Source organism: Flavobacterium sp. TSSA_36, from assembly GCF_051547165.1.
Taxonomy (GTDB): Bacteria; Bacteroidota; Bacteroidia; order Flavobacteriales; family Flavobacteriaceae; genus Flavobacterium.
In genome coordinates this window covers 130,134-148,916 of sequence record NZ_JBPTTP010000008.1, presented here as the reverse complement: position 1 = coordinate 148,916, position 18,783 = coordinate 130,134, and the positions used below count along the sequence as shown (strand labels likewise).

Annotated in this window: 18 protein-coding genes; 8 read left to right on the top strand and 10 right to left on the bottom strand. The window is 37.3% G+C overall.

Going from position 1 to position 18,783, the window contains the following annotated elements:
• Positions 1-141 precede the first annotated feature (141 nt).
• The 3 genes from ACSVH7_RS14120 to ACSVH7_RS14110 all read left to right on the top strand — a co-directional run bounded on the left by ACSVH7_RS14120 (position 142) and on the right by ACSVH7_RS14110 (position 2,280).
• Positions 142-519 carry a GxxExxY protein gene (locus ACSVH7_RS14120; protein ID WP_438067329.1) on the top strand — a complete coding sequence of 126 codons (378 nt, stop codon included), beginning with the start codon at positions 142-144 and terminating at the stop codon, positions 517-519.
• A 172-nt stretch (positions 520-691) separates the two neighbouring features.
• Positions 692-1,657 carry a GSCFA domain-containing protein gene (locus ACSVH7_RS14115; protein WP_438067328.1) on the top strand — a complete coding sequence of 322 codons (966 nt, stop codon included), beginning with the start codon at positions 692-694 and terminating at the stop codon, positions 1,655-1,657.
• A gap of 2 nt (positions 1,658-1,659) precedes the next feature.
• On the top strand, positions 1,660-2,280 hold the full coding sequence (locus ACSVH7_RS14110) for a DUF4230 domain-containing protein (RefSeq protein WP_438067327.1): 621 nt from the start codon (positions 1,660-1,662) through the stop codon (positions 2,278-2,280).
• 198 nt (positions 2,281-2,478) lie between these two features.
• On the opposite strand, the gene ACSVH7_RS14105 is transcribed toward ACSVH7_RS14110, so the two are convergent.
• The 5 genes from ACSVH7_RS14105 to ACSVH7_RS14085 form a co-directional block, all read right to left on the bottom strand.
• Complete coding sequence (locus tag ACSVH7_RS14105) at positions 2,479-4,242, bottom strand: aromatic amino acid hydroxylase (RefSeq protein ID WP_438067326.1); 1,764 nt, start codon at positions 4,240-4,242, stop codon at positions 2,479-2,481.
• A 539-nt stretch (positions 4,243-4,781) separates the two neighbouring features.
• Positions 4,782-5,177 (bottom strand): group III truncated hemoglobin, encoded by a 396-nt coding sequence (locus ACSVH7_RS14100; RefSeq protein ID WP_438067325.1) that lies wholly within the window; start codon positions 5,175-5,177, stop codon positions 4,782-4,784.
• Positions 5,178-5,246: 69 nt separating this feature from the next.
• Complete coding sequence (locus ACSVH7_RS14095) at positions 5,247-5,783, bottom strand: DUF4136 domain-containing protein (RefSeq protein ID WP_438067324.1); 537 nt, start codon at positions 5,781-5,783, stop codon at positions 5,247-5,249.
• A gap of 179 nt (positions 5,784-5,962) precedes the next feature.
• Positions 5,963-7,948: a urocanate hydratase gene (locus tag ACSVH7_RS14090; RefSeq protein ID WP_438067323.1), complete on the bottom strand. Its 1,986-nt coding sequence runs from the start codon at positions 7,946-7,948 to the stop codon at positions 5,963-5,965.
• 684 nt (positions 7,949-8,632) lie between these two features.
• Positions 8,633-8,818 (bottom strand): DUF5522 domain-containing protein, encoded by a 186-nt coding sequence (locus tag ACSVH7_RS14085; RefSeq protein ID WP_438067322.1) that lies wholly within the window; start codon positions 8,816-8,818, stop codon positions 8,633-8,635.
• 102 nt (positions 8,819-8,920) lie between these two features.
• Between ACSVH7_RS14085 and ACSVH7_RS14080 the strand changes: the two genes are divergently transcribed.
• The 4 genes from ACSVH7_RS14080 to hemL all read left to right on the top strand — a co-directional run bounded on the left by ACSVH7_RS14080 (position 8,921) and on the right by hemL (position 12,411).
• Positions 8,921-9,262 carry a hypothetical protein gene (locus tag ACSVH7_RS14080; protein WP_438067321.1) on the top strand — a complete coding sequence of 114 codons (342 nt, stop codon included), beginning with the start codon at positions 8,921-8,923 and terminating at the stop codon, positions 9,260-9,262.
• A 111-nt stretch (positions 9,263-9,373) separates the two neighbouring features.
• A complete protein-coding gene (locus ACSVH7_RS14075) occupies positions 9,374-10,264 on the top strand; it encodes a 1-aminocyclopropane-1-carboxylate deaminase/D-cysteine desulfhydrase (RefSeq protein ID WP_438067320.1) in 891 nt (296 codons plus the stop codon).
• Complete coding sequence (locus ACSVH7_RS14070; protein ID WP_438067319.1) at positions 10,261-11,064, top strand: glucosaminidase domain-containing protein; 804 nt, start codon at positions 10,261-10,263, stop codon at positions 11,062-11,064. Before ACSVH7_RS14075 ends, ACSVH7_RS14070 begins: the two co-directional genes overlap by 4 nt.
• A gap of 60 nt (positions 11,065-11,124) precedes the next feature.
• A complete protein-coding gene (gene hemL / locus ACSVH7_RS14065) occupies positions 11,125-12,411 on the top strand; it encodes a glutamate-1-semialdehyde 2,1-aminomutase (protein ID WP_438067318.1) in 1,287 nt (428 codons plus the stop codon).
• 43 nt (positions 12,412-12,454) lie between these two features.
• On the opposite strand, the gene ACSVH7_RS14060 is transcribed toward hemL, so the two are convergent.
• From ACSVH7_RS14060 to nadA, 3 genes are all read right to left on the bottom strand, one after another.
• Positions 12,455-12,916 (bottom strand): hypothetical protein, encoded by a 462-nt coding sequence (locus ACSVH7_RS14060; protein WP_438067317.1) that lies wholly within the window; start codon positions 12,914-12,916, stop codon positions 12,455-12,457.
• Between the two features lie 71 nt (positions 12,917-12,987).
• The gene (gene nadB, locus ACSVH7_RS14055; protein ID WP_438067316.1) at positions 12,988-14,529 is read right to left on the bottom strand and encodes an L-aspartate oxidase; all 1,542 of its coding nucleotides are present in this window, start codon (positions 14,527-14,529) and stop codon (positions 12,988-12,990) included.
• Entirely contained in the window at positions 14,529-15,458 is a 930-nt protein-coding gene (gene nadA, locus ACSVH7_RS14050) for a quinolinate synthase NadA (protein ID WP_438067315.1), read from the bottom strand. The genes nadB and nadA overlap by 1 nt, the downstream gene beginning before the upstream one ends.
• Before the next feature lie 314 nt (positions 15,459-15,772).
• On the opposite strand from nadA, the gene cobA reads away from it, so the two are divergent.
• Positions 15,773-16,546, top strand: a complete 774-nt coding sequence (gene cobA, locus ACSVH7_RS14045; RefSeq protein ID WP_438067314.1) for a uroporphyrinogen-III C-methyltransferase — start codon at positions 15,773-15,775, stop codon at positions 16,544-16,546.
• Positions 16,547-16,615: 69 nt separating this feature from the next.
• Here cobA and ACSVH7_RS14040 read toward each other — a convergent pair whose 3' ends face one another.
• Together ACSVH7_RS14040 and ACSVH7_RS14035 are read right to left on the bottom strand one after the other, a co-directional pair.
• Positions 16,616-17,164 carry an acyl-CoA thioesterase gene (locus ACSVH7_RS14040; protein WP_438067313.1) on the bottom strand — a complete coding sequence of 183 codons (549 nt, stop codon included), beginning with the start codon at positions 17,162-17,164 and terminating at the stop codon, positions 16,616-16,618.
• A 161-nt stretch (positions 17,165-17,325) separates the two neighbouring features.
• Positions 17,326-18,759, bottom strand: a complete 1,434-nt coding sequence (locus ACSVH7_RS14035; protein ID WP_438067312.1) for a rubredoxin — start codon at positions 18,757-18,759, stop codon at positions 17,326-17,328.
• Between the last annotated feature and the right edge of the window lie 24 nt (positions 18,760-18,783).

Sequence of the window (18,783 nt, the reverse complement as noted above, 5' to 3'; positions counted from 1 at the left end):
AGACGCAGAGCCGCAAAGTGTTTATTGAATACCTATTTGATAAGCTATAAAATTTGCTACTCTGCGTCTTTTTTTATTTTATGAATAAATGGCATTATTTTTTTTGAAGGAATTTTAGTATTTTGTATCAAAATTACAAATATGACTGAAAACGAAATTTTCAGAATTGTTGTTAATGTTTGTTATAAAATTCATACTAAACTTGGGCCAGGATTGTTGGAGTCGGTTTATGAGGCTATACTTTATTACGAGTTGACTAATAGAGGATTAAAAGTTGAAAGACAGAAGCCATTACCAGTAATTTGGGATGAAGTATTTTTAGATATAGGTTTTAGAAGTGATTTGATTATCGAAGAAAAAGTGATTATTGAAATAAAATCGGTTGAACAAATAGCTAATGTCCATCCTAAACAACTTTTGACCTATCTGAAAATAACTGGAATGAAATTAGGGTTGTTGATTAATTTTAATGAATCATTGATTAAAAACGGAATTACAAGAATTGTGAATAATCTTTAGTCTATAACTCTAAGTTTAAGGATTATTTCTCTCAAGGATTTTACTAAATTTATCTCACAAAGGCGCTAAGGGCAAAAGTAGAGTTGTGTTTTCTTTGCGACTCTGCGCCTTTGCGAGAAAATGAGTTTTAAACTATTTTTATTTTCAATGATCAAAACTTGAGAGAAAAACTATGAACTTTACAACGAAAATACCCATTTCCCAAAATATCAAGCCAATAGATTATAACTCTAACATTGTTTCTTTAGGTTCTTGCTTTGCCGAAAATATGGGGGATAAATTGCTCTATTATAAATTTCAAACCCAAGTGAATCCTTTTGGTATTATTTTCAATCCATTCTCTATTGAAAAACTTATTGAAAGAGTGGTGTTACAAAGATTTTTTACCAAAGATGATATTTTTTTCTTCAATGAAAGATGGCATTGTTATGAAGTTCATTCTGAATTGAGTGACGCTGATTCTGAAGTATTCTTGAGTAAACTGAACCAAATTCTTTTAGACACCCATAAGCAATCACAGCAAGCGACGCATATCATTATTACCTATGGTACTTCTTGGGTGTATCGACATATTGAAACCAACGTTATTGTAGCAAATTGCCATAAAGTACCACAAAAGCATTTCAGCAAAGAGTTGTTGTCGATTGATAACATCCAAAAAGCGATTCAAAATACAGTCTCTTTGATTGCAACCCTAAATCCAAAATGTAATTTCATTTTTACTGTTTCGCCCGTTCGCCATCTCAAAGACGGTTTTGTCGAAAATCAAGTAAGTAAAGCGTATTTGATTGCGGCTATTTATAACTTTATACAAGAGTCGGAAGTAGTTCCCCCTTCGGGGGCTAGGGGGCTTTTTCCCAGCTACGAAATCATGATGGACGAGCTTAGAGACTATCGTTTTTATGCCGATGATATGATGCATCCTAGTCCAATGGCGATAGATTACATCTGGGAACGATTTACAGCCACTCAAATTGACGCCAGTGCAATAACTACAATGGAATTGGTACAAACCATACAAAAAGGCTTGGCGCACCGACCCTTTAATCCAAATTCAGAAAGCCATCAAAAGTTTGAGGCGAATCTGAAAGAAAAAATAGCTACATTAGAGGCACAGTATTCATTTATGAAATTTTAGTTATGTTGAAACGCATTTTAATTGGAGTTGGAGTTGTAGTCATTGGCTTGTTGTTGTTCAAATACTGCGATTTTAAAAAAGAAAAAGAAGACGAGTTCGATTACAATACGAATCTCATTCAGCAACAAATCCTAAATGTGGGGAAATTGGTGGTGACCGAAGGACATTTTTCGGAAGTCATCACGTTTAAGAATTCGAATAAGTACTTTTTGGATATGATTTCTTTTGAAAAAAAGGCGATTGTGATTGTGAATGCCAAAGTAACAGTGGCTTATGATTTGCATCAAATGAAATACGATATCGATGAAAAGAACAAAACCATAACGATTCTTTCCATTCCAAAAGAAGAGATTTCGATTTATCCTGACATCCAATATTATGATGTGGAGCAAAGCAAACTCAATGAATTCACAGGAGCCGATTACAACAAAATCAATAAAACGGTTAAAACCAGAATGGCTCAAAAAGTAGAGAAGTCAACTTTGAAAACCAATGCTAAAAATCGTCTGGTAAGCGAAATCTCTAAAATGCTCATCTTAACGAATTCTTTGGGCTGGAAACTACAATACAATGGTGAAGTCATCGAGAATGAAAGCCAGCTAAAACAGGATTTGAAGTTATAAAGCAAAAGTAAATTACAAAAAATAAATTCCAAATTCCATAAAAAAAACGGTTTACATCGAAAGGTGTTTTTAAAAATTAAACCGCCAATTCGCAAATTTTTATTTCATATTAAAAATTTGCGAATTTGCGGTTATTTTTTTTATTTGATTGATAAGTAGCAGTTAAAGGGGAATCTACACAATCTGTGTTTGTAAATTTTAGTGAACAGTTTCCTCTTTTTCAAAAATCAATTCCAAACCATTTGAAATTAATTGGGCAACTTCAGGACGCTGTTTTTTAAGATTTTCTAAATGAGAAAGAATCTCGGTAAGTAATTGCGTTTCGTTTCTTGCTTTTAAAAGTTCTGCCAATTCAACGCAAAGTAACCAATCATTAAAATGTTCTTGTTTTAATTTTTCAAAAATGGGAGCCAATGAGGTCGTCGTGTCTTTTGTCTCACGGATATTTCGAACGGTTTGATACAATACTTCTAAGGCATCTCTTTCTTCTGAGGTTGAAGCTTTGATGGTTTTGCTGCTCGGTACGTGAGCAATCAAATCAAAACTATTCACATCCGCAGGGCCAGAAAAAGCCGAAACTAATTTTTTACCCACCGCCATATCATAAGTACCCCATTCTGGTTGAAAAAGAACCGTTTCACCGTGTGTAACCATACAGTTTTTGAAAGAAATTAAGATGATTTCGCCGTGTAGATTTCGTTTCCCAGTTATGATTTCCCCAACTACTTTGATGTTACCTTCAAATTCCAAAGTGGCGGTTTCGCCTTCGTAAATGTCGTATGCTTTTAAGTCACGTGGACTCATATCTTCAATAGCAAGGTTGATGCCTTTGAGTTTCCCGATGGGACTACCAAAACCTTCTAAGTGAGCAGCAGTTCCGTGTCCTACTAATTCTTTTTCACGATTGGCCAAAGCTGTTTTTCCAGTCGTTTGTAAGTAAATCGGTTTGCCTTCGTGTTCTATTACGTTGGTAAAAACACCCGATATTTGTAAACCAGTACTCAATTCCACAGTTCCCAAAGCTTTGGAATCGATGAGTTTTTGGATACCAGATAAACCGCCTGTTCTCAAAGCCATCGTGTTGGCAAATTCTTCTAGGATTAAACTCAAGTAAGCAAAATCAGGAGTTACATAGAGTTGAGGTTGTACTTTGGTAATGTCAAAACTTTGTTGTGCTGCACTAAACGTGTACGGTTTTTTTTTGACGTTATCGGTCATACACCAAGCGCTTTCTCCAATAGAGGAAAGTAAGCCGGCGCCGTAAATTTTTGGGTTTTCAAGCGTGCCAATTAAACCGTACTCCACGGTCCACCAATGTAAGTTTCGGATTTGAGCCATTTCGGAGAGTTCGCCCATATTGTTTTGTAAATCTTCTACTGCTTTTTCAGCAGCTTCTATTTCGCTTTGTGGGGTTCCTTCGGCTTCTTTTAAAATCGAAAGTAAACGGATGGCTTCATACATTTCGTAATCTTTGTGCGAAGAGATGGCTTTGCAACCAATTTCGCCAAAACGTCGCAAGTATTCCGCATACTCTGGATTAGCAATAATAGGAGCGTGTCCCGCGCCTTCGTGAATGATATCTGGAGCTGGAGTGTATTCGATATGTTCAAGTTGACGAATATCTGAGGCAATCACCAGCACATTATAGGCTTGAAATTCCATAAAAGCGTTGGGTGGAATAAAACCATCAACGGCAACCGCTGCCCATCCAATTTCGGACAGTATGCGATTCATACCGTACATACTCGGAATGGAGTCGATTTCGATGCCTGTTTTTTGTAACCCTTCGAGGTAGGAACTGTGGGCGACCTTGGATAGGTAGTCCACGTTTTTGCGCATCACATAGCGCCAAACGGCTTGGTTGATGGGCGTGTAATCTTCGTAATCTTGAGGTTTGATAAACTGTTTCAAATGTTTCGGTAATCGCTCAATTAGGGGATTACTTTCTATTTTTGCATTCATATCGAAATCGGTATAGTTTTTTGTAAAAATACAATTTCGAATGATTATTTGCAGTTTTTTATTGGGGATTTTTAGTAAACCAAGTGTTTTTATAGGATTTTAACAATGGTTTACTTTTTAAAAATAGTCCCAATGAAACCTCTTTAGCCCCGACAGTAGTGAAAATCCTTTGGTGCCGGGGTTCGGCACCAAAGGATTGTAGCGGATGGCGGGAACCCATACTGGCTGATAATGCCTTTTGTTTCGCTCCTGATTGTAAGGCTAATTTTCTTAGACACAAAATGACACAGATTTTCACAGATTAAAAAGACAATGTGTCTTGTAACTATTCAGCTCGTTTTGCTTTCAATTGGCTCCAGCTTTAGCTGGAGTAATGGGTGTGGATTTGTGTTGGCTTTAGCCAAATAAATCAGCTAATTTTGGCTAAAGCCTTTAAAATATTCAAATTTCACTCCTCCAGCTAAAGCTGGAGGCAATTGAAGTCCAAAAAAACAACTGAACAATTACCTGATTTTTATGCTTTTGTCTAGGAGACAGTACTATTTCAATTGGTCTCTTTCGGCTTGTCTGAAATACTCAATCTTATAGTGGAACATTTCGGCCATATTTTTGGCTCTAAACTTAGCTTCTTCGGCGAGTGGGCCGGCAAACAAGCCGTCGATTGTGGTGGTAAAAATCGCCATCCAGCGATCGAAATGGGTTTTGTCTACGGGCAATTGTTTGTGTGGCGGAAACGGACTTCCCGAATAGGTGTGAACTTCGAGTAAAATCGTTTGCCAAAAGCGGTACATTTTCTCGAGATGTTCTGGCCAGCGTTCGCCTATTTTTTCATTGAAAACTGGGCCAATAGCTGCATCTTGGCGTACATTGGTATAAAATGTATCGACCATTTTTTTAATATCGTTTAGGTCTTGTATGTCTTGGGGGGGTGTCATAATATATAAATAAAAAAGCCTATGCAAAGATAGGCTTTTGGTGTTTTTATTTCTTTTAAAATAGAAGTGTTATTTTTTTACAGGAGGATATTGTGCTAAAATTTTTCCAACAAATTCAGCAATTACTTCGTCTTTTTTGTCCGTGTTTTTAGTTAAGGTCCCAATACCTTCACCTTGCCAAATCATTTCTTTCTTTTTGGCATCGATGAGGTCGATAAACAAAGTGCCTTCGGTAGAGGTAGAAACGGTGGTTTGGTTACCGCCCATCATCCAAGGATTCCAGCCCCAACCCCAGCCGTAACCCCAACCTGCGTTGAATTGGTTTACATTGACTTGCTCTCTGGATTTGGTAAAAATATTAATTAACAAATCAGGTGTTTCGCTTTTAGTAAATCCTTTGGCTGCCATTTGTTGGTCAATGGCTCTCAAAATACGTTTTTTGTCCAAATCAGAAATCTCTACTTTATCAATGCCTGCTTTATAATACGCATAGGTTTTGTAAGGAGAAAAATCTACATTTTTATCGTAATCCGAATATACTCTAACGGAACTACAAGAACTAAAAAAAACAACTAGCACTAAGGCAAATAATGATATTGGTTTCATATGGATATTATTTAAATTATTATCTATTATGATTCTCGCTTTATGCTGCAAAATAATCTATTTTCAGTTCAAGATAGTTTTTTTAACATTAGATTATAACTATCAAAATGTTTAGTTTAAAACCATCAGTACCTTTCAAAAAACGGATTTGTAATGAAGATTTCAAAGGAAATCCTATGTTATAGCAAATGGTCTTCAACAGCATTCGGAAGTGTCACTTTTAGTAAAGGTTCTACTTCCATAGCACGTTTGATGGCAAAAATCGCTCCTTCGTTACGCGCCCAGCTTCTGCGAGAAATTCCGTTGTTGACATCCCAAAACAACATTGATGCCAAACGTTTAGAAGCTTCTTTAGAACCATCAAGAACCATACCAAAGCCGCCATTAATAACTTCTCCCCAGCCCACACCGCCGCCGTTGTGGATAGATACCCAAGTTGCACCACGGAAACTATCGCCAATCACATTATGAATGGCCATATCAGCGGTAAATCTTGAACCGTCATAGATATTTGAAGTTTCTCGATAAGGCGAATCGGTTCCTGAAACATCGTGGTGGTCACGGCCTAAAACTACATAACCAATTTCGCCTTTGGCAATGGCTTGGTTAAATGCTTCGGCGATTTTAGTACGACCTTCGGCATCGGCGTATAAAATTCGCGCTTGTGAACCTACCACTAATTTATTTTCTTGAGCTCCTTTAATCCATTGAATGTTGTCCTGCATTTGTTGCTGAATTTCTTCAGGAGAGGTTTCCATCATTTTTTCTAAAACTTCGCAAGCAATAGCATCTGTTTTGGCCAAATCTTCTGGTTTTCCTGAGGTACAAACCCAACGGAAAGGACCAAAACCATAATCAAAACACATCGGTCCCATAATATCTTGCACGTAAGAAGGGTATTTGAATTCTCTACCAAGCGTTGGATTTTCGGCCATCACATCGGCTCCCGCTCTTGAGGCTTCTAGTAAAAAGGCGTTGCCGTAATCAAAGAAATACGTGCCTTTTGCGGTATGTTTGTTGATAGCCACAGCGTGACGACGCAAAGTTTCTTGCACTTTTTCTTTAAAAAGTTCCGGTTGGTTCGCCATCATTTCATTGGCTTCCTCAAACGAAATGCCCGCAGGATAATACCCGCCAGCCCACGGATTATGCAATGAAGTTTGGTCAGAACCCAAATCGATATGCATATTTTCTTGGTCAAAACGTTCCCAAACGTCTACGATATTACCTAAATACGCAATAGAAACGGTTTCGTTATTCGTTTTTGCCAAGGCAACACGTTGCACTAAAGCGTCTAAATCTTCAATCACTTCATTAATCCAACCTTGGCTGTGACGAATGTGGGTAATTTTTGGATTCACTTCGGCGCAAACGGTGATACAACCCGCAATATTTCCCGCTTTGGGTTGCGCGCCACTCATGCCGCCCAATCCAGAAGTTACAAACAAACCGCCTTTTGGACTCTTTTTGATCTTTCTAAAACCATTCAAAACCGTGATGGTCGTTCCGTGAACAATACCTTGTGGACCAATGTACATATAACTTCCAGCCGTCATTTGTCCGTATTGCGAAACGCCCAAGGCATTCATTTTTTCCCAATCGTCTGGTGATGAATAATTCGGAATCACCATTCCGTTGGTTACCACCACTCTCGGCGCCTCTTTATGCGACGGAAACAATCCCATCGGATGGCCCGAATACATCGTCAACGTTTGCTCATCGGTCATTTCCGACAAGTAGTGCATTGTCAACAGGTATTGTGCCCAATTTTGAAACACCGCACCATTTCCGCCATACGTAATCAATTCGTGCGGATGCTGCGCCACCGCATAATCCAAATTGTTTTGAATCATCAACATAATGGCTTTCGCTTGCTCGCTTTTCCCGGGATATTCGTCAATCGGACGCGCGTACATTTTGTAATCAGGACGAAAACGGTACATATAAATACGCCCGTATTTCTCTAATTCTTCCGAGAACTCAGGCACTAATTCCGAATGATGTTTCGGGTCAAAATAACGCAACGCATTGCGCAATGCTAACTTTTTTTCTTCAGCCGTCAAAATCTCTTTACGTTTCGGAGCGTGATTTATGGTCGCATCATACGGCTTAGGTTGTGGTAATATATCGGGAATTCCTTGTTGGATTTGTTCTTTAAATGTCATTTTTTTTTGTTTTTAAAATCGAAAATAAAATAATATTGATACCCATTTCGTGAAATTATTTTTACCACATAGAATCATAGAATTTATAGTTTTTTAAAAGAAGTCAAGAGACGTTTTACTATTCACATAGCTAATCTATTGTGAGAAATAGTGCTATTTCTTTTTTTTCTATGTTGATTTGCTAGTAATCTATGGCTCTAGCCTGCACTGAGGCATCGAAGTGTGGTTAAGTTTTTATTTTATTAAATTTCACCCAATTGGCTAATAGCGATACTTTTTAGTAAGATTTGGGCGAGACCCCAATACCCCAAGTGGCCAATGCAGCGTTGTCGTGATACGGCCACTTGCGGTATTGCGGTCGGGCTATCCACGCTACTTCGGTAGCCAGTTCCTATCCCTCTCGCGACCCGTTGATCAAGGGCTTTTCGTTTCAAAAACTACTTTAGGTATATATCGTCACCCTCTAGTTGGTAAAAACCGACTAAGGATACCTAATATCCGACCGATGGTAGGACTTGTATATTTTGATTCTGTATTGTAAAGAAACGATATCCATTTCTAAGAGTTTTTTATATTTTGAGTTCAATCATTTCATCGAGACTTGTGAACTTTGATTAATCGGCTATAGCTACAATCTGTTTTGTATTTTATTCAATCTGAACACTAAAAACTGACCACTGACCACTACTTTTCTACCTTCTTAAACCCTCCCGTCTTCTTATCAAAACCATAGGGACAATGACGGCAACCGCTTTTGCAACAATACCCTCTTTTTAGGTGGTGTTTTTCAGTAAAACATTTATAGCCTTCGGGAGTAAAGTAAAAATCTTCACCTTCGATTAATTTATTTTCATTACTTTGCTCTAACATAAGCGATTTGTTTTTTTGGAAGGTTCGTGCAAATAGAACGAATAGTATTTTTCCTTAAATAAAAGGGTATAACAGTTGCAAATCTATAAATTTTAAAGCGAAATGATTCTTATTGTTGCTAAATATTTAATTCCAAAAGGATATAGCGGTTTGGCTGCTTTTCCGTTTGTGTTCGTTAAAAAAGCAGGATATAAAGCGAACCTCATTTTTCTCAATCACGAAAAAATACATTTGCGACAACAACTCGAATTGCTGATTGTTCCTTTTTTTATTTGGTACAGCCTTGAGTTTTTAATCCGTTGGTGTTACTATCAAGATAAAAATGTAGCGTATCACAACCTTAGTTTTGAACGCGAAGCTTATGCCAACGAATCCAATTTGGAGTATCTTAAGACTAGAAAATATTTTAGTTTTTTAAACTATTTGCAAACAAAAAAAAATTAAAAGCCTATTTAACCGCAAGGTTCGCAAAGAAAGCGCAATGACCGCAAAGCTGAGTGAACTTTGCGTAAATCTTTGCGAACCTTGCGGTTAATTTTATAAAATCTATACACTTTGAATCAAGAAATAGCATACGAATTGCCCAATGGAATTACCCTTGAAATAAAAAGAGAGGATTTGCTTCATCCTTTTGTCTCAGGCAATAAATTCCGAAAACTAAAATACAATGTACTCCAAGCCAAAGCCGAAAATCATTCGGTTTTGCTCACTTTTGGGGGCGCTTTCTCCAATCATATTGCTGCTGTGGCCTATGCTGGAAAAGAGCAAGGTTTTGAAACTATCGGTGTGATTCGAGGTGATGAATTGCGCGATAAAATTTCGGATAATCTTACCTTGTCTTTTGCTCAAGAATGCGGAATGCGTTTTGAATTTGTCACCCGCGAAGCCTATCGTCATAAAACCGACGCTGCATTTATCGCACAACTGCAAGCACAATTCGGGTCTTTTTATTTGGTTCCAGAAGGTGGCACGAATGATTTGGCCGTCAAAGGCTGTGAAGAAATTCTAACCGAGCTTGATGCCGATTTTGATTTTGTTTGTAGCGCTGTTGGAACGGGAGGCACCATTTCGGGACTCATAAACAGTGCTTTGCCGCATCAAAAAGTTTTGGGATTTCCAGCGTTAAAAGGAGATTTTTTACAAGATGAAATTCGTAAATTTGTAACCAATAAAAATTGGGATTTGGTAACCGATTATCATTTTGGAGGATATGGTAAAGTAACCGATGAATTGATCGATTGGATCAATAAGTTTTTTCTCCAAACCCAAATTCCGATAGATCCTATTTATACAGGAAAAATGGCATTTGGGGTAGTAGATCTTATTCATCGCAATTTTTTTCCGCCGAAATCCAAAATATTGATGATTCATACGGGTGGACTACAAGGGATTGCAGGGATGAATATTCAATTAAAAAACAAGCACAAGCCAATAATTTTACAATGATTAAAAAAGCATTATATTTTTTTACCCTAATCGTTTTGGTGAGTTGTAATAGTTCTAAAAAAGCAGTTACTTCTTCAAAAAACAACACTTCTTACTCCAAAAAAAATAAAACAGAAGTCATTCAATCTACCTCAAAAACGGTAACTACCAATGATGTGGTGCACAGATACATTGCCCGTTACAAAGAGGTAGCCATGAGCAATATGAAGCAATACGGGATTCCAGCTAGTATTATTTTGGCCCAAGGAATACTGGAATCGGGAGCAGGAAGAGGTACTTTGGCGGTCAATTCCAACAATCATTTTGGGATAAAATGCCATAGCGATTGGGCAGGTGAGAGTGTGTATCACGACGATGATTCGGCACAAGAATGCTTTCGGAAATATGATAATCCCGAAGGTTCTTATAAAGATCATGCGTTGTTTTTGACCAGCAAAAAGAGATATTCGGCATTGTTTTCCTTAAAAAAAGGAGATTACGAAGCTTGGGCGAAAGGTTTGCGAGCCGCAGGTTATGCCACCGATCCTCAGTATCCCAATAAATTAATTTCGTATATCGAACGTTACAATTTGCATCAGTACGACAATAAAGTTCTCGGAAAAAAATATTCTTTTGATGAAAGTCAAAATGCCGTAACCACAACAATTGAGAATCAAAATTCCTCTCTGTATGAAGTCCAAAAAGGCGATACTTTGTATTCTATTTCCAAAAAATTCAATGTTTTGGTCGAAGATTTGCAACGAAAAAATAATTTAAAAGATAACGCCATTTCGATTGGACAAAAATTGATTGTGAAGTAAAATTGGCGTTCATTAGAATTGATTTTTTAAAATTAAATATACTTTATAAATAGTAAAAATATGATATACCAAAGAAGCAGTCAGCTTTTTGCTGAAGCGGAAAAAGTAATTCCAGGAGGCGTAAATTCGCCAGTACGAGCTTTTAAAGCCGTGGGTGGCACTCCAATTTTTGTAAAAAGTGCGAAAGGCGCGTATTTATATGATGAAGACGGCAACCGATTGATTGATTACATTAATTCTTGGGGACCCATGATTTTGGGGCACGCTTACGAACCCGTTGTGGATGCACTAACGGAACGTGCCAAATTAGGAACTTCTTTTGGAATGCCTACAGAGTTGGAAACCAAAATTGCTGCTTTGGCGGTTGCTATGGTTCCGAATATCGATAAAATTCGTTTTGTAAATTCGGGTACAGAGGCTTGTATGAGTGCGATTCGTTTGGCGCGTGGCTTTACCAAAAGAGATAAAATTATCAAGTTTGCAGGTTGTTATCACGGTCATTCCGATTCATTTTTGATTGCTGCGGGTAGTGGTTTAAGTACTTTTGGAGTACCCAATAGTCCAGGCGTAACCGAAGGTACGGCTAAAGATACTTTACTAGCTCGTTATAATGATTTAGAAAATGTTAGCGCTTTGATTGCTGCCAATCCCAATGAAATTGCAGCCATTATTGTGGAGCCTGTTGCGGGAAATATGGGTTGCGTACCACCACGCAACGGATTCTTAGAAGGTTTACGTGAGTTGTGTTCTGCTAACGGAATCTTATTGATTTTTGATGAGGTAATGACAGGTTTTCGTTTGGCAGCAGGTGGAGTTCAGGAGTTATATGGTATTCAAGCGGATATTGTGTGTTTCGGAAAAGTAATTGGGGGCGGATTGCCAGTAGGGGCTTTTGCTGCTCGTGAAGAAATTATGAATTACTTGGCGCCTCTTGGGCCAGTGTATCAAGCTGGGACATTGTCAGGTAATCCGTTAGCGATGGCGGCTGGATTGGCGATGTTAGAGTCATTAAACAACGACAGAGCTGTATTTCAACGATTGGAAGAAAAAACCGCTTATTTAGAAGCAGGAATTCGTAAAGTGCTTACCGCAAATGCTGTGGTTTTTACCATCAATAGAGTTGGTTCCATGATTTCGGTTCATTTTGATGCGGAAGCCGTAGTTGACTTTCAATCGGCTGCTAAAGGCGACAATGCAACCTTTAAAAAATTCTTTCATGGTTTGTTGCAAGAAGGAATTTATATTGCACCATCGGCTTATGAAACTTGGTTTATTACCGATGCGTTGACTTATGAAGATTTAGATGCGACTATTCAAGCAATAGATAAAGTATCTAAGACTTTTTAAAAATAAAAAAGGGGGTGTCATTGTTTTGACAGCCCCTTCTATTTTAATTTTTATCTGCGTTTTGCATTCTTCTATCTCCTTTTCTACCTCCTCTTTTTTCCATCATTTTTTCTTTTCGGATGGTTCTATCATTCTCCCATTTGGTGTATTGTTCTGAGGTAAGGATTTTTTTCATTTTGGCATCATTGGCTTCTTTTTCTGCTTTCATTTTGGTTGTCAATTCCTTTCTTTCTTTGGCGGAAGCTAACAATTGTTCGTCTTTTTTAGCGTCTCTTTTGGCTTTAAAGTCGGTCATTTTTGCGCTTTGTTCTACCAATAATTTTTTTACTTCTTCTTGTTGTTTGGCATTCAAATTCAAATCGGTAGTCAATTTGTTTAAATGTTTCTCCTGACGTTGTTCTGGAGTCATTTTTTCCATTTCGTCACGATTTGATTTTTCTTTTCTTTGTTGAGCAATGCTAGTTAAGCTTATCATCAAAAGGGTAACTACAATTAATTTTTTCATCTTATTTTCAATTTAAAGGATTATACATGTTAGATAGCCAAGAAGAAGAAAGGTTTAATGTTAACAAAATTTTAGAGTGAGGCTTTGCTGATTTTGAAAAAACCACCTCGATTTTCCTCTCGAAGTAACGAATGCTGAACGATTAAAATCCCAACAGTAATCATGTTTTTAAGCTCATAAAAAGCAGTATTTCCTTGGTAATTACTTTCTAGTGCCACCAATTCTTCTAGCCAATTATTAAGTTGATGTTTGGCTTTCTTTAAATCGTGATTGTTGCGCACAATACCAGCATTACTTCGCATTAAAAGTTGTAATTCACTTTTGATTTGGCTCAGCATGGAGTTGGTAATGAGCGGTAAACGGTTTTTTTGAAGGACTACTTCAGAAGTTTGCTTTGCGAGAGTCGAGGGTTCGTCCGTTGCATCTGAAAGGTAGTCATAAATCGCATTTGAAAAAACCAAGGCTTCAAGCAGTGAATTTGATGCCAAGCGATTCGCACCATGCAAACCTGTTCTAGAACATTCTCCACAAGCAAAAAGACGATTGACTGAGGTTTTTCCGTTGAGGTCTACTATAATTCCGCCACAAAGATAATGTTGTGCAGGAACAACTGGTATCCAATCTTGGGCTATATCGATACCAATACTTAGACAGTGTTCATAAATCATTGGGAAATGCGCTTTGAATTTGGTTAGGTCCAAATGAGTACAATCAAGATACACGCAAGATTCTCCGGATTTTTTTAATTCAAAATCAATACTTTGTGAAATAATATCTCTAGAGGCGAGTTCCATTCTTTCGTCATAATCAGCCATAAAACGATAGCCTTTTTTGGTTTTTAAGTAGGCGCCAAATCCTCTCACAGCCTCTGAAATCAAGAACTGTGTTCCAAGGACATTATGAAACAAAGCTGTGGGATGAAATTGAATGAATTCCATTTCCTTAATTTCTGCTTGCACACGATAGGCCATCGCGATACCATCACCTGTTGCAATGATCGGATTGGTGGTGTGTCCATAGACGTTGCCGATCCCGCCTGAAGCCAGTAGGGTATAGTCAGCTAAGCAAGTAAAAATGGTTTTATCGTTTTGATTCAAAACCTGAACTCCCAAACAATTATTGTTTTCTACAATCAAATCAATGGCAAAATGATGGGGAAGAACGGTAATGTTTTCTTTAAGGTACACTTGTTTTAAAATAGCGCGTTCAATTTCAAAACCCGTTTGGTCTTTGTGATGAACCACGCGATTTTGTGAGTGGCCTCCTTCTTTGCCTAAGTCGAAGTTGCCGCTACCATTTTTGTCAAATTGTGCGCCCCAGTTGATTAATTCTTGTAATCGTTTTGGACCTTCGGTAATGACTTTGTGTACTACTTTTTCATCGCACAAGCCATCGCCACAAATCAAGGTATCTTGAATGTGTTTTTCGTAGGAATCATCGAGTTTATTGGTGACAATTGCGATTCCTCCTTGCGCATATTTCGTGTTGGATTCTTCGGCATTGGCCTTAGTAATAATGGTTATTTTTTTTTCTGGAAAGCGAGTGGCCATTTTTAAGGCAAAGGTCAAACCTGCTACACCAGATCCTATGATTAAGTAATGGGTTTGTATCATTAGATAGAGCGTTCAAGCATGCGTTCAATTGGAATTAGAGCTTGTTTTCTTATGTTTTCTGGAACAATAATTTCTGGGGTTTCATTTAGTAAACAATCGTATACTTTTTGCAAAGTGTTTACTTTCATGTAGGCACATTCGCTGCAAGCACAAGTGTTGTCTTCTTTTGATGGAGCAGGAATCAGTATTTTTTCAGGGACTTCTTGTTGCATTTTGTGTAAAATACCCGCTTCGGTAGCTACGATGAATTTGTTTTTAGAACTCTTTTTTACATGCGATATCATACCTGCAGTTGAGCCAATATAATGGGCCGTTTTTAGAATATGAGTTTCTGATTCTGGGTGGGCGATGATTTCCGCGTCCGGATTCTGTTGGTATAAATCGATGAGTTTTTCTAATGAAAAAGCTTCATGTACGACACAAGATCCGTCCCAAAGCAATAGTTCTCTTCCGGTTTCATTAATGATATATTTGCCTAAGTTTTTATCTGGTGCAAAAATAATTGGAGTTTCTTTGGGCACCGAATTGACAATTTTCAAAGCATTGGCAGAGGTACAAACAATGTCTGTTAAGGCTTTTACCTCGGCAGAACAATTCACATAAGTAATCACTAAGTGATCTGGATGTGCTTCTTTAAATTTCTTGAATTCATCTGCAGGACAAGAATCGGCTAGGGAGCAACCGGCATTGAGGTCTGGAAGAATTACTTTTTTGGTAGGATTTAATATTTTGGCGGTTTCAGCCATAAAATGTACCCCGGCAAAAAGGATGATAGAAGCCTCTACTTTAGTGGCTTCTTGCGATAAACCTAAACTGTCACCCACATAGTCGGCCACATCTTGAATATCGGCATCTTGATAATAATGTGCCAATATAACGGCGTTTTTTTCTTTTTTTAAGGCTATAATTTTTGCTTTTAGATCTTCCATTTTTGTTCCTTTTTTTTTAAATAAATTATTCCAAAGGGGCTGTAAAAGTATCCTAATATCATTGGAATATAAATGATAAATATCAGGTTTAGAGGAGTTTTTGAAGCTATTCAATCCGCTAATTACTGCTGTTTAAAAGGAGGATAAAAATATTTTTTGGGCTAGTAAACGCGATTTTTTGTTTTTTTTAAACAATACTAAAATTAATTTTTTTTTGGCAATATACAGATTTAAAAGCAATTTATTTTTTCAGTTTAGTATAAATACTTATATTTGAATTAAGTATTTGTACTTATTTTTTAAATTCTAAGAAGATGAACAAAACAATACAACCTCAGTTAACCTTGGTTGGTGCTGGCCCAGGAGACGAAGAGTTAATCACTTTAAAAGCAATTAAGGCTTTACAAAAGGCTAATGTTGTATTATATGATGCCTTAGTCAATGAGAATTTATTGCAATACACTACCGCTTCTAAAGTGATTTTTGTGGGCAAGCGATTGGGTTGTCACGCTTATACGCAAGATCAAATTAATGAGCTAATTGTGGTTATGGCTCATAAATATGGGCATGTTGTTCGCTTAAAAGGAGGGGATCCTTTTGTTTTTGGACGCGGAATAGAGGAGATTGCTTATGCAGAACAGTTCGGTATTGTTACAGCGATAGTTCCCGGAATTTCATCAGCACTGGGAGTACCCGCTGCCAACGGAATTAGTTTGACCCAACGTTGTATTGCAGAAAGCTTTTGGGTAATAACAGGAACAACGTCTAATCACGAATTGTCTAAAGATGTGTTTTTGGCAGCACAATCAGCAGCGACAGTGGTTATTTTGATGGGAATGCATAAACTAGAAGAAATTCTAGCGATTTACCAAAACCTCCGAACTGACGATTTGCCCATTGCGATTATTCAAAACGGAACTAAAAACGATCAAAAAAAAGTCATTGGTACCATTTCTACCATCAAACTATTAATAAAGCAACACCAGCTTTCCTCGCCAGCAATTATCATTATTGGCGAAACCGTAAGGCAGGCTATCAAAGATATTCGCCATCTGGAAGCAGTAGGTCTAAGAGAGAATGGTGCTTAGTCTCTAGTCCTTATTACCGAGTATTTATAGTTTACATTTTGATATTCACTAATCAAAAAGCACTAATTTTTACTCCAAACTCACCTTTACTTTATATTGATTGGATTTCAAAATCGATTCAATCGTACCGAATGTGGCGATACTTTTTTGATATTCTCTTTCCTTTTTCAAAGCAATTTGTCGCACCCCATTTTCAAAACGACTCACCTCTTTGAGCGTAGTAAGCAAAAGCCCAGGTACGGGAGCATTCTTCCCAGTTTTATCTTTAGAAACCATTGTGAAATACGAAGAATTACAATGTTTTACGACGCCAGTTTGTATGTTTTCGGCCTCAACTCTAATGCCTACAATCATCGAACTATTCCCTACAAAATTAACGCTAGCTTTCATAGTAACCAGTTCGCCCACTTCTATGGGGTTCAAAAAATTGACCGTATCTACCGATGCAGTAACGCAATAATTGCCAGAAAATTTGGAGGCGCAAGCAAACGCAATTTGATCCAATAACGATAAAATATAACCACCATGAATTTTACCACTAAAATTAGTGTGGGAGGGCAGCATTAATTCCGAGATCGTTACATAAGAAGAACTTACCGTTTTAAAATTGATTTTCATTTAAAAGAGATTTGAAGTAATTATGATTTGGGCGTGACCCGCCAGAAAAAGACGGGTCGGGCTGTACGTTCCCGCTTCCCGATAAAAAAATCGGGAGAGCTCCACTGCCATCCCTCACGCAAAAAAAAAGACGTTTTTAGTGTTTCTATTATTCTATTTAATTAATAACTTTTTTGCTTTGTTACTAGTTTAAAATCTGTTTTTGCTGCTTCACAAAGCGAACAACAGTAGGTTTCAGGTAAATGCTCAAAAAGTGTATCTTTTTCAATGCCTTGTAAACTATCCCCAAAGGCTGAATTGTAAATCGTTAAGCAATTTTGACATTGATACAAATCTTGAATTTTTTCTACTTTTTTGGTCGAAGCACTGCTAATTTCTAATACAGAATCGCCTAATTTGTCAAAATACAATTTACTCAACTCAATCAGTATGGTTGGTAATTCTAATTTATCCACATCTTGCGTGTGTACAATATATTCCTTGGTATTTGGGTCAAAGTTCTTAGCAAAAAGCACGTTGTAGGTAGCTCTTATTTTTATAGTATCTAAGTCTTTTGGAGGATCGTTTTTTTCGACAACAATAGAGGTAAAATAATGGCCTTCTCGGTTATAATCCGATAATCCAAAGGTGAGTCCATAGGTGCTAATATCAAATTGATCTAAGGTTCTAACTAAAAAGGTTTTAAGGCTCAAAGCCCATTCTTCGGCTACTGGTAAATGCCAATTCAATTCCAAAAGCGAATGTCTCACATTGATTCCTTTTTTTCCTAGGAACTTTTCCCAATCTAATTTTCGTTCTTTCGGAATTCCTTTGACAATAAAAGATTTCCAAGGCGTGATACAGATTTTTCCAATTTTGCAATCAAAGCAAAGGTTACACATTTCATTCAAAAACTGCAAATCATAGAGGTTGTTTCTCCAATATAATCCAAGCCAATACTGATCAATTCCCATTTTGTTCATTCCTTCATAATACGGGAATGGGTAAAACGGAATGTGCAGGGGTTGGTCTATGGTTCTATTATTCGTATCTAAAGTTTCATTGATTAATTGAAAAATCATTTCGGCAGAATCGGGCACTTCATGCAAAATGGCTTCTATGGCATAATAAATAGATGCAATATTCCAACTATACACCAAAACGGGATAGCGATCCATTTTCTCCCATTGAGGCAATCGAATGTACAAAAACCAATAATCCTCATGTTCCGAGGCAATAAAATTGATTTGTCCCGTAAACAAAGGCACTAATTGTTGTTTGGGATCCGTGATGTTGATTTTTAGCTTTGGATTTTCTTTGAATTGTTCTAAAACATACAAAAATTTGTTTCCAGTAAGCCAAGGTGTGTTTCTAAAAATATCTGTTGAAACATAAGAAGAAACAATGTTATTACCACTTTGTTCATTTGGGAAAACAAAATGATGTTTTCCTGTTTTTTCTTTATCAATAGTATTGAAACCTTCTGGGAAAATAATATCCTGACGGGATCCAAACGAAAGGGCCTTTTGACCTTGAGACAGCCCCATCGAGACAATTTCTTTTAATTCCCCGGGAGAAATCACCCCCCCTTTGACTATTAATCGTGTTAAATCCATTTTTTATAGTTTTCAGCCTTTAGC

Bases quoted from the DNA above. Each gene is read 5' to 3' on its own strand.
- ACSVH7_RS14060 (WP_438067317.1), bottom strand. From the start codon at position 12,916: ATGAAAAAATTAATTGTAGTTACCCTTTTGATGATAAGCTTAACTAGC.
- ACSVH7_RS14085 (WP_438067322.1), bottom strand. From the start codon at position 8,818: ATGTTAGAGCAAAGTAATGAAAATAAATTAATCGAAGGTGAAGATTTT.
- ACSVH7_RS14080 (WP_438067321.1), top strand. From the start codon at position 8,921: ATGATTCTTATTGTTGCTAAATATTTAATTCCAAAAGGATATAGCGGT.
- ACSVH7_RS14090 (WP_438067323.1), bottom strand. From the start codon at position 7,948: ATGACATTTAAAGAACAAATCCAACAAGGAATTCCCGATATATTACCA.
- ACSVH7_RS14040 (WP_438067313.1), bottom strand. From the start codon at position 17,164: ATGAAAATCAATTTTAAAACGGTAAGTTCTTCTTATGTAACGATCTCG.
- ACSVH7_RS14110 (WP_438067327.1), top strand. From the start codon at position 1,660: ATGTTGAAACGCATTTTAATTGGAGTTGGAGTTGTAGTCATTGGCTTG.
- hemL (WP_438067318.1), top strand. From the start codon at position 11,125: ATGATATACCAAAGAAGCAGTCAGCTTTTTGCTGAAGCGGAAAAAGTA.
- ACSVH7_RS14070 (WP_438067319.1), top strand. From the start codon at position 10,261: ATGATTAAAAAAGCATTATATTTTTTTACCCTAATCGTTTTGGTGAGT.
- ACSVH7_RS14100 (WP_438067325.1), bottom strand. From the start codon at position 5,177: ATGACACCCCCCCAAGACATACAAGACCTAAACGATATTAAAAAAATG.
- ACSVH7_RS14035 (WP_438067312.1), bottom strand. From the start codon at position 18,759: ATGGATTTAACACGATTAATAGTCAAAGGGGGGGTGATTTCTCCCGGG.
- ACSVH7_RS14115 (WP_438067328.1), top strand. From the start codon at position 692: ATGAACTTTACAACGAAAATACCCATTTCCCAAAATATCAAGCCAATA.
- nadA (WP_438067315.1), bottom strand. From the start codon at position 15,458: ATGGAAGATCTAAAAGCAAAAATTATAGCCTTAAAAAAAGAAAAAAAC.
- ACSVH7_RS14120 (WP_438067329.1), top strand. From the start codon at position 142: ATGACTGAAAACGAAATTTTCAGAATTGTTGTTAATGTTTGTTATAAA.
- ACSVH7_RS14105 (WP_438067326.1), bottom strand. From the start codon at position 4,242: ATGAATGCAAAAATAGAAAGTAATCCCCTAATTGAGCGATTACCGAAA.
- cobA (WP_438067314.1), top strand. From the start codon at position 15,773: ATGAACAAAACAATACAACCTCAGTTAACCTTGGTTGGTGCTGGCCCA.
- nadB (WP_438067316.1), bottom strand. From the start codon at position 14,529: ATGATACAAACCCATTACTTAATCATAGGATCTGGTGTAGCAGGTTTG.
- ACSVH7_RS14095 (WP_438067324.1), bottom strand. From the start codon at position 5,783: ATGAAACCAATATCATTATTTGCCTTAGTGCTAGTTGTTTTTTTTAGT.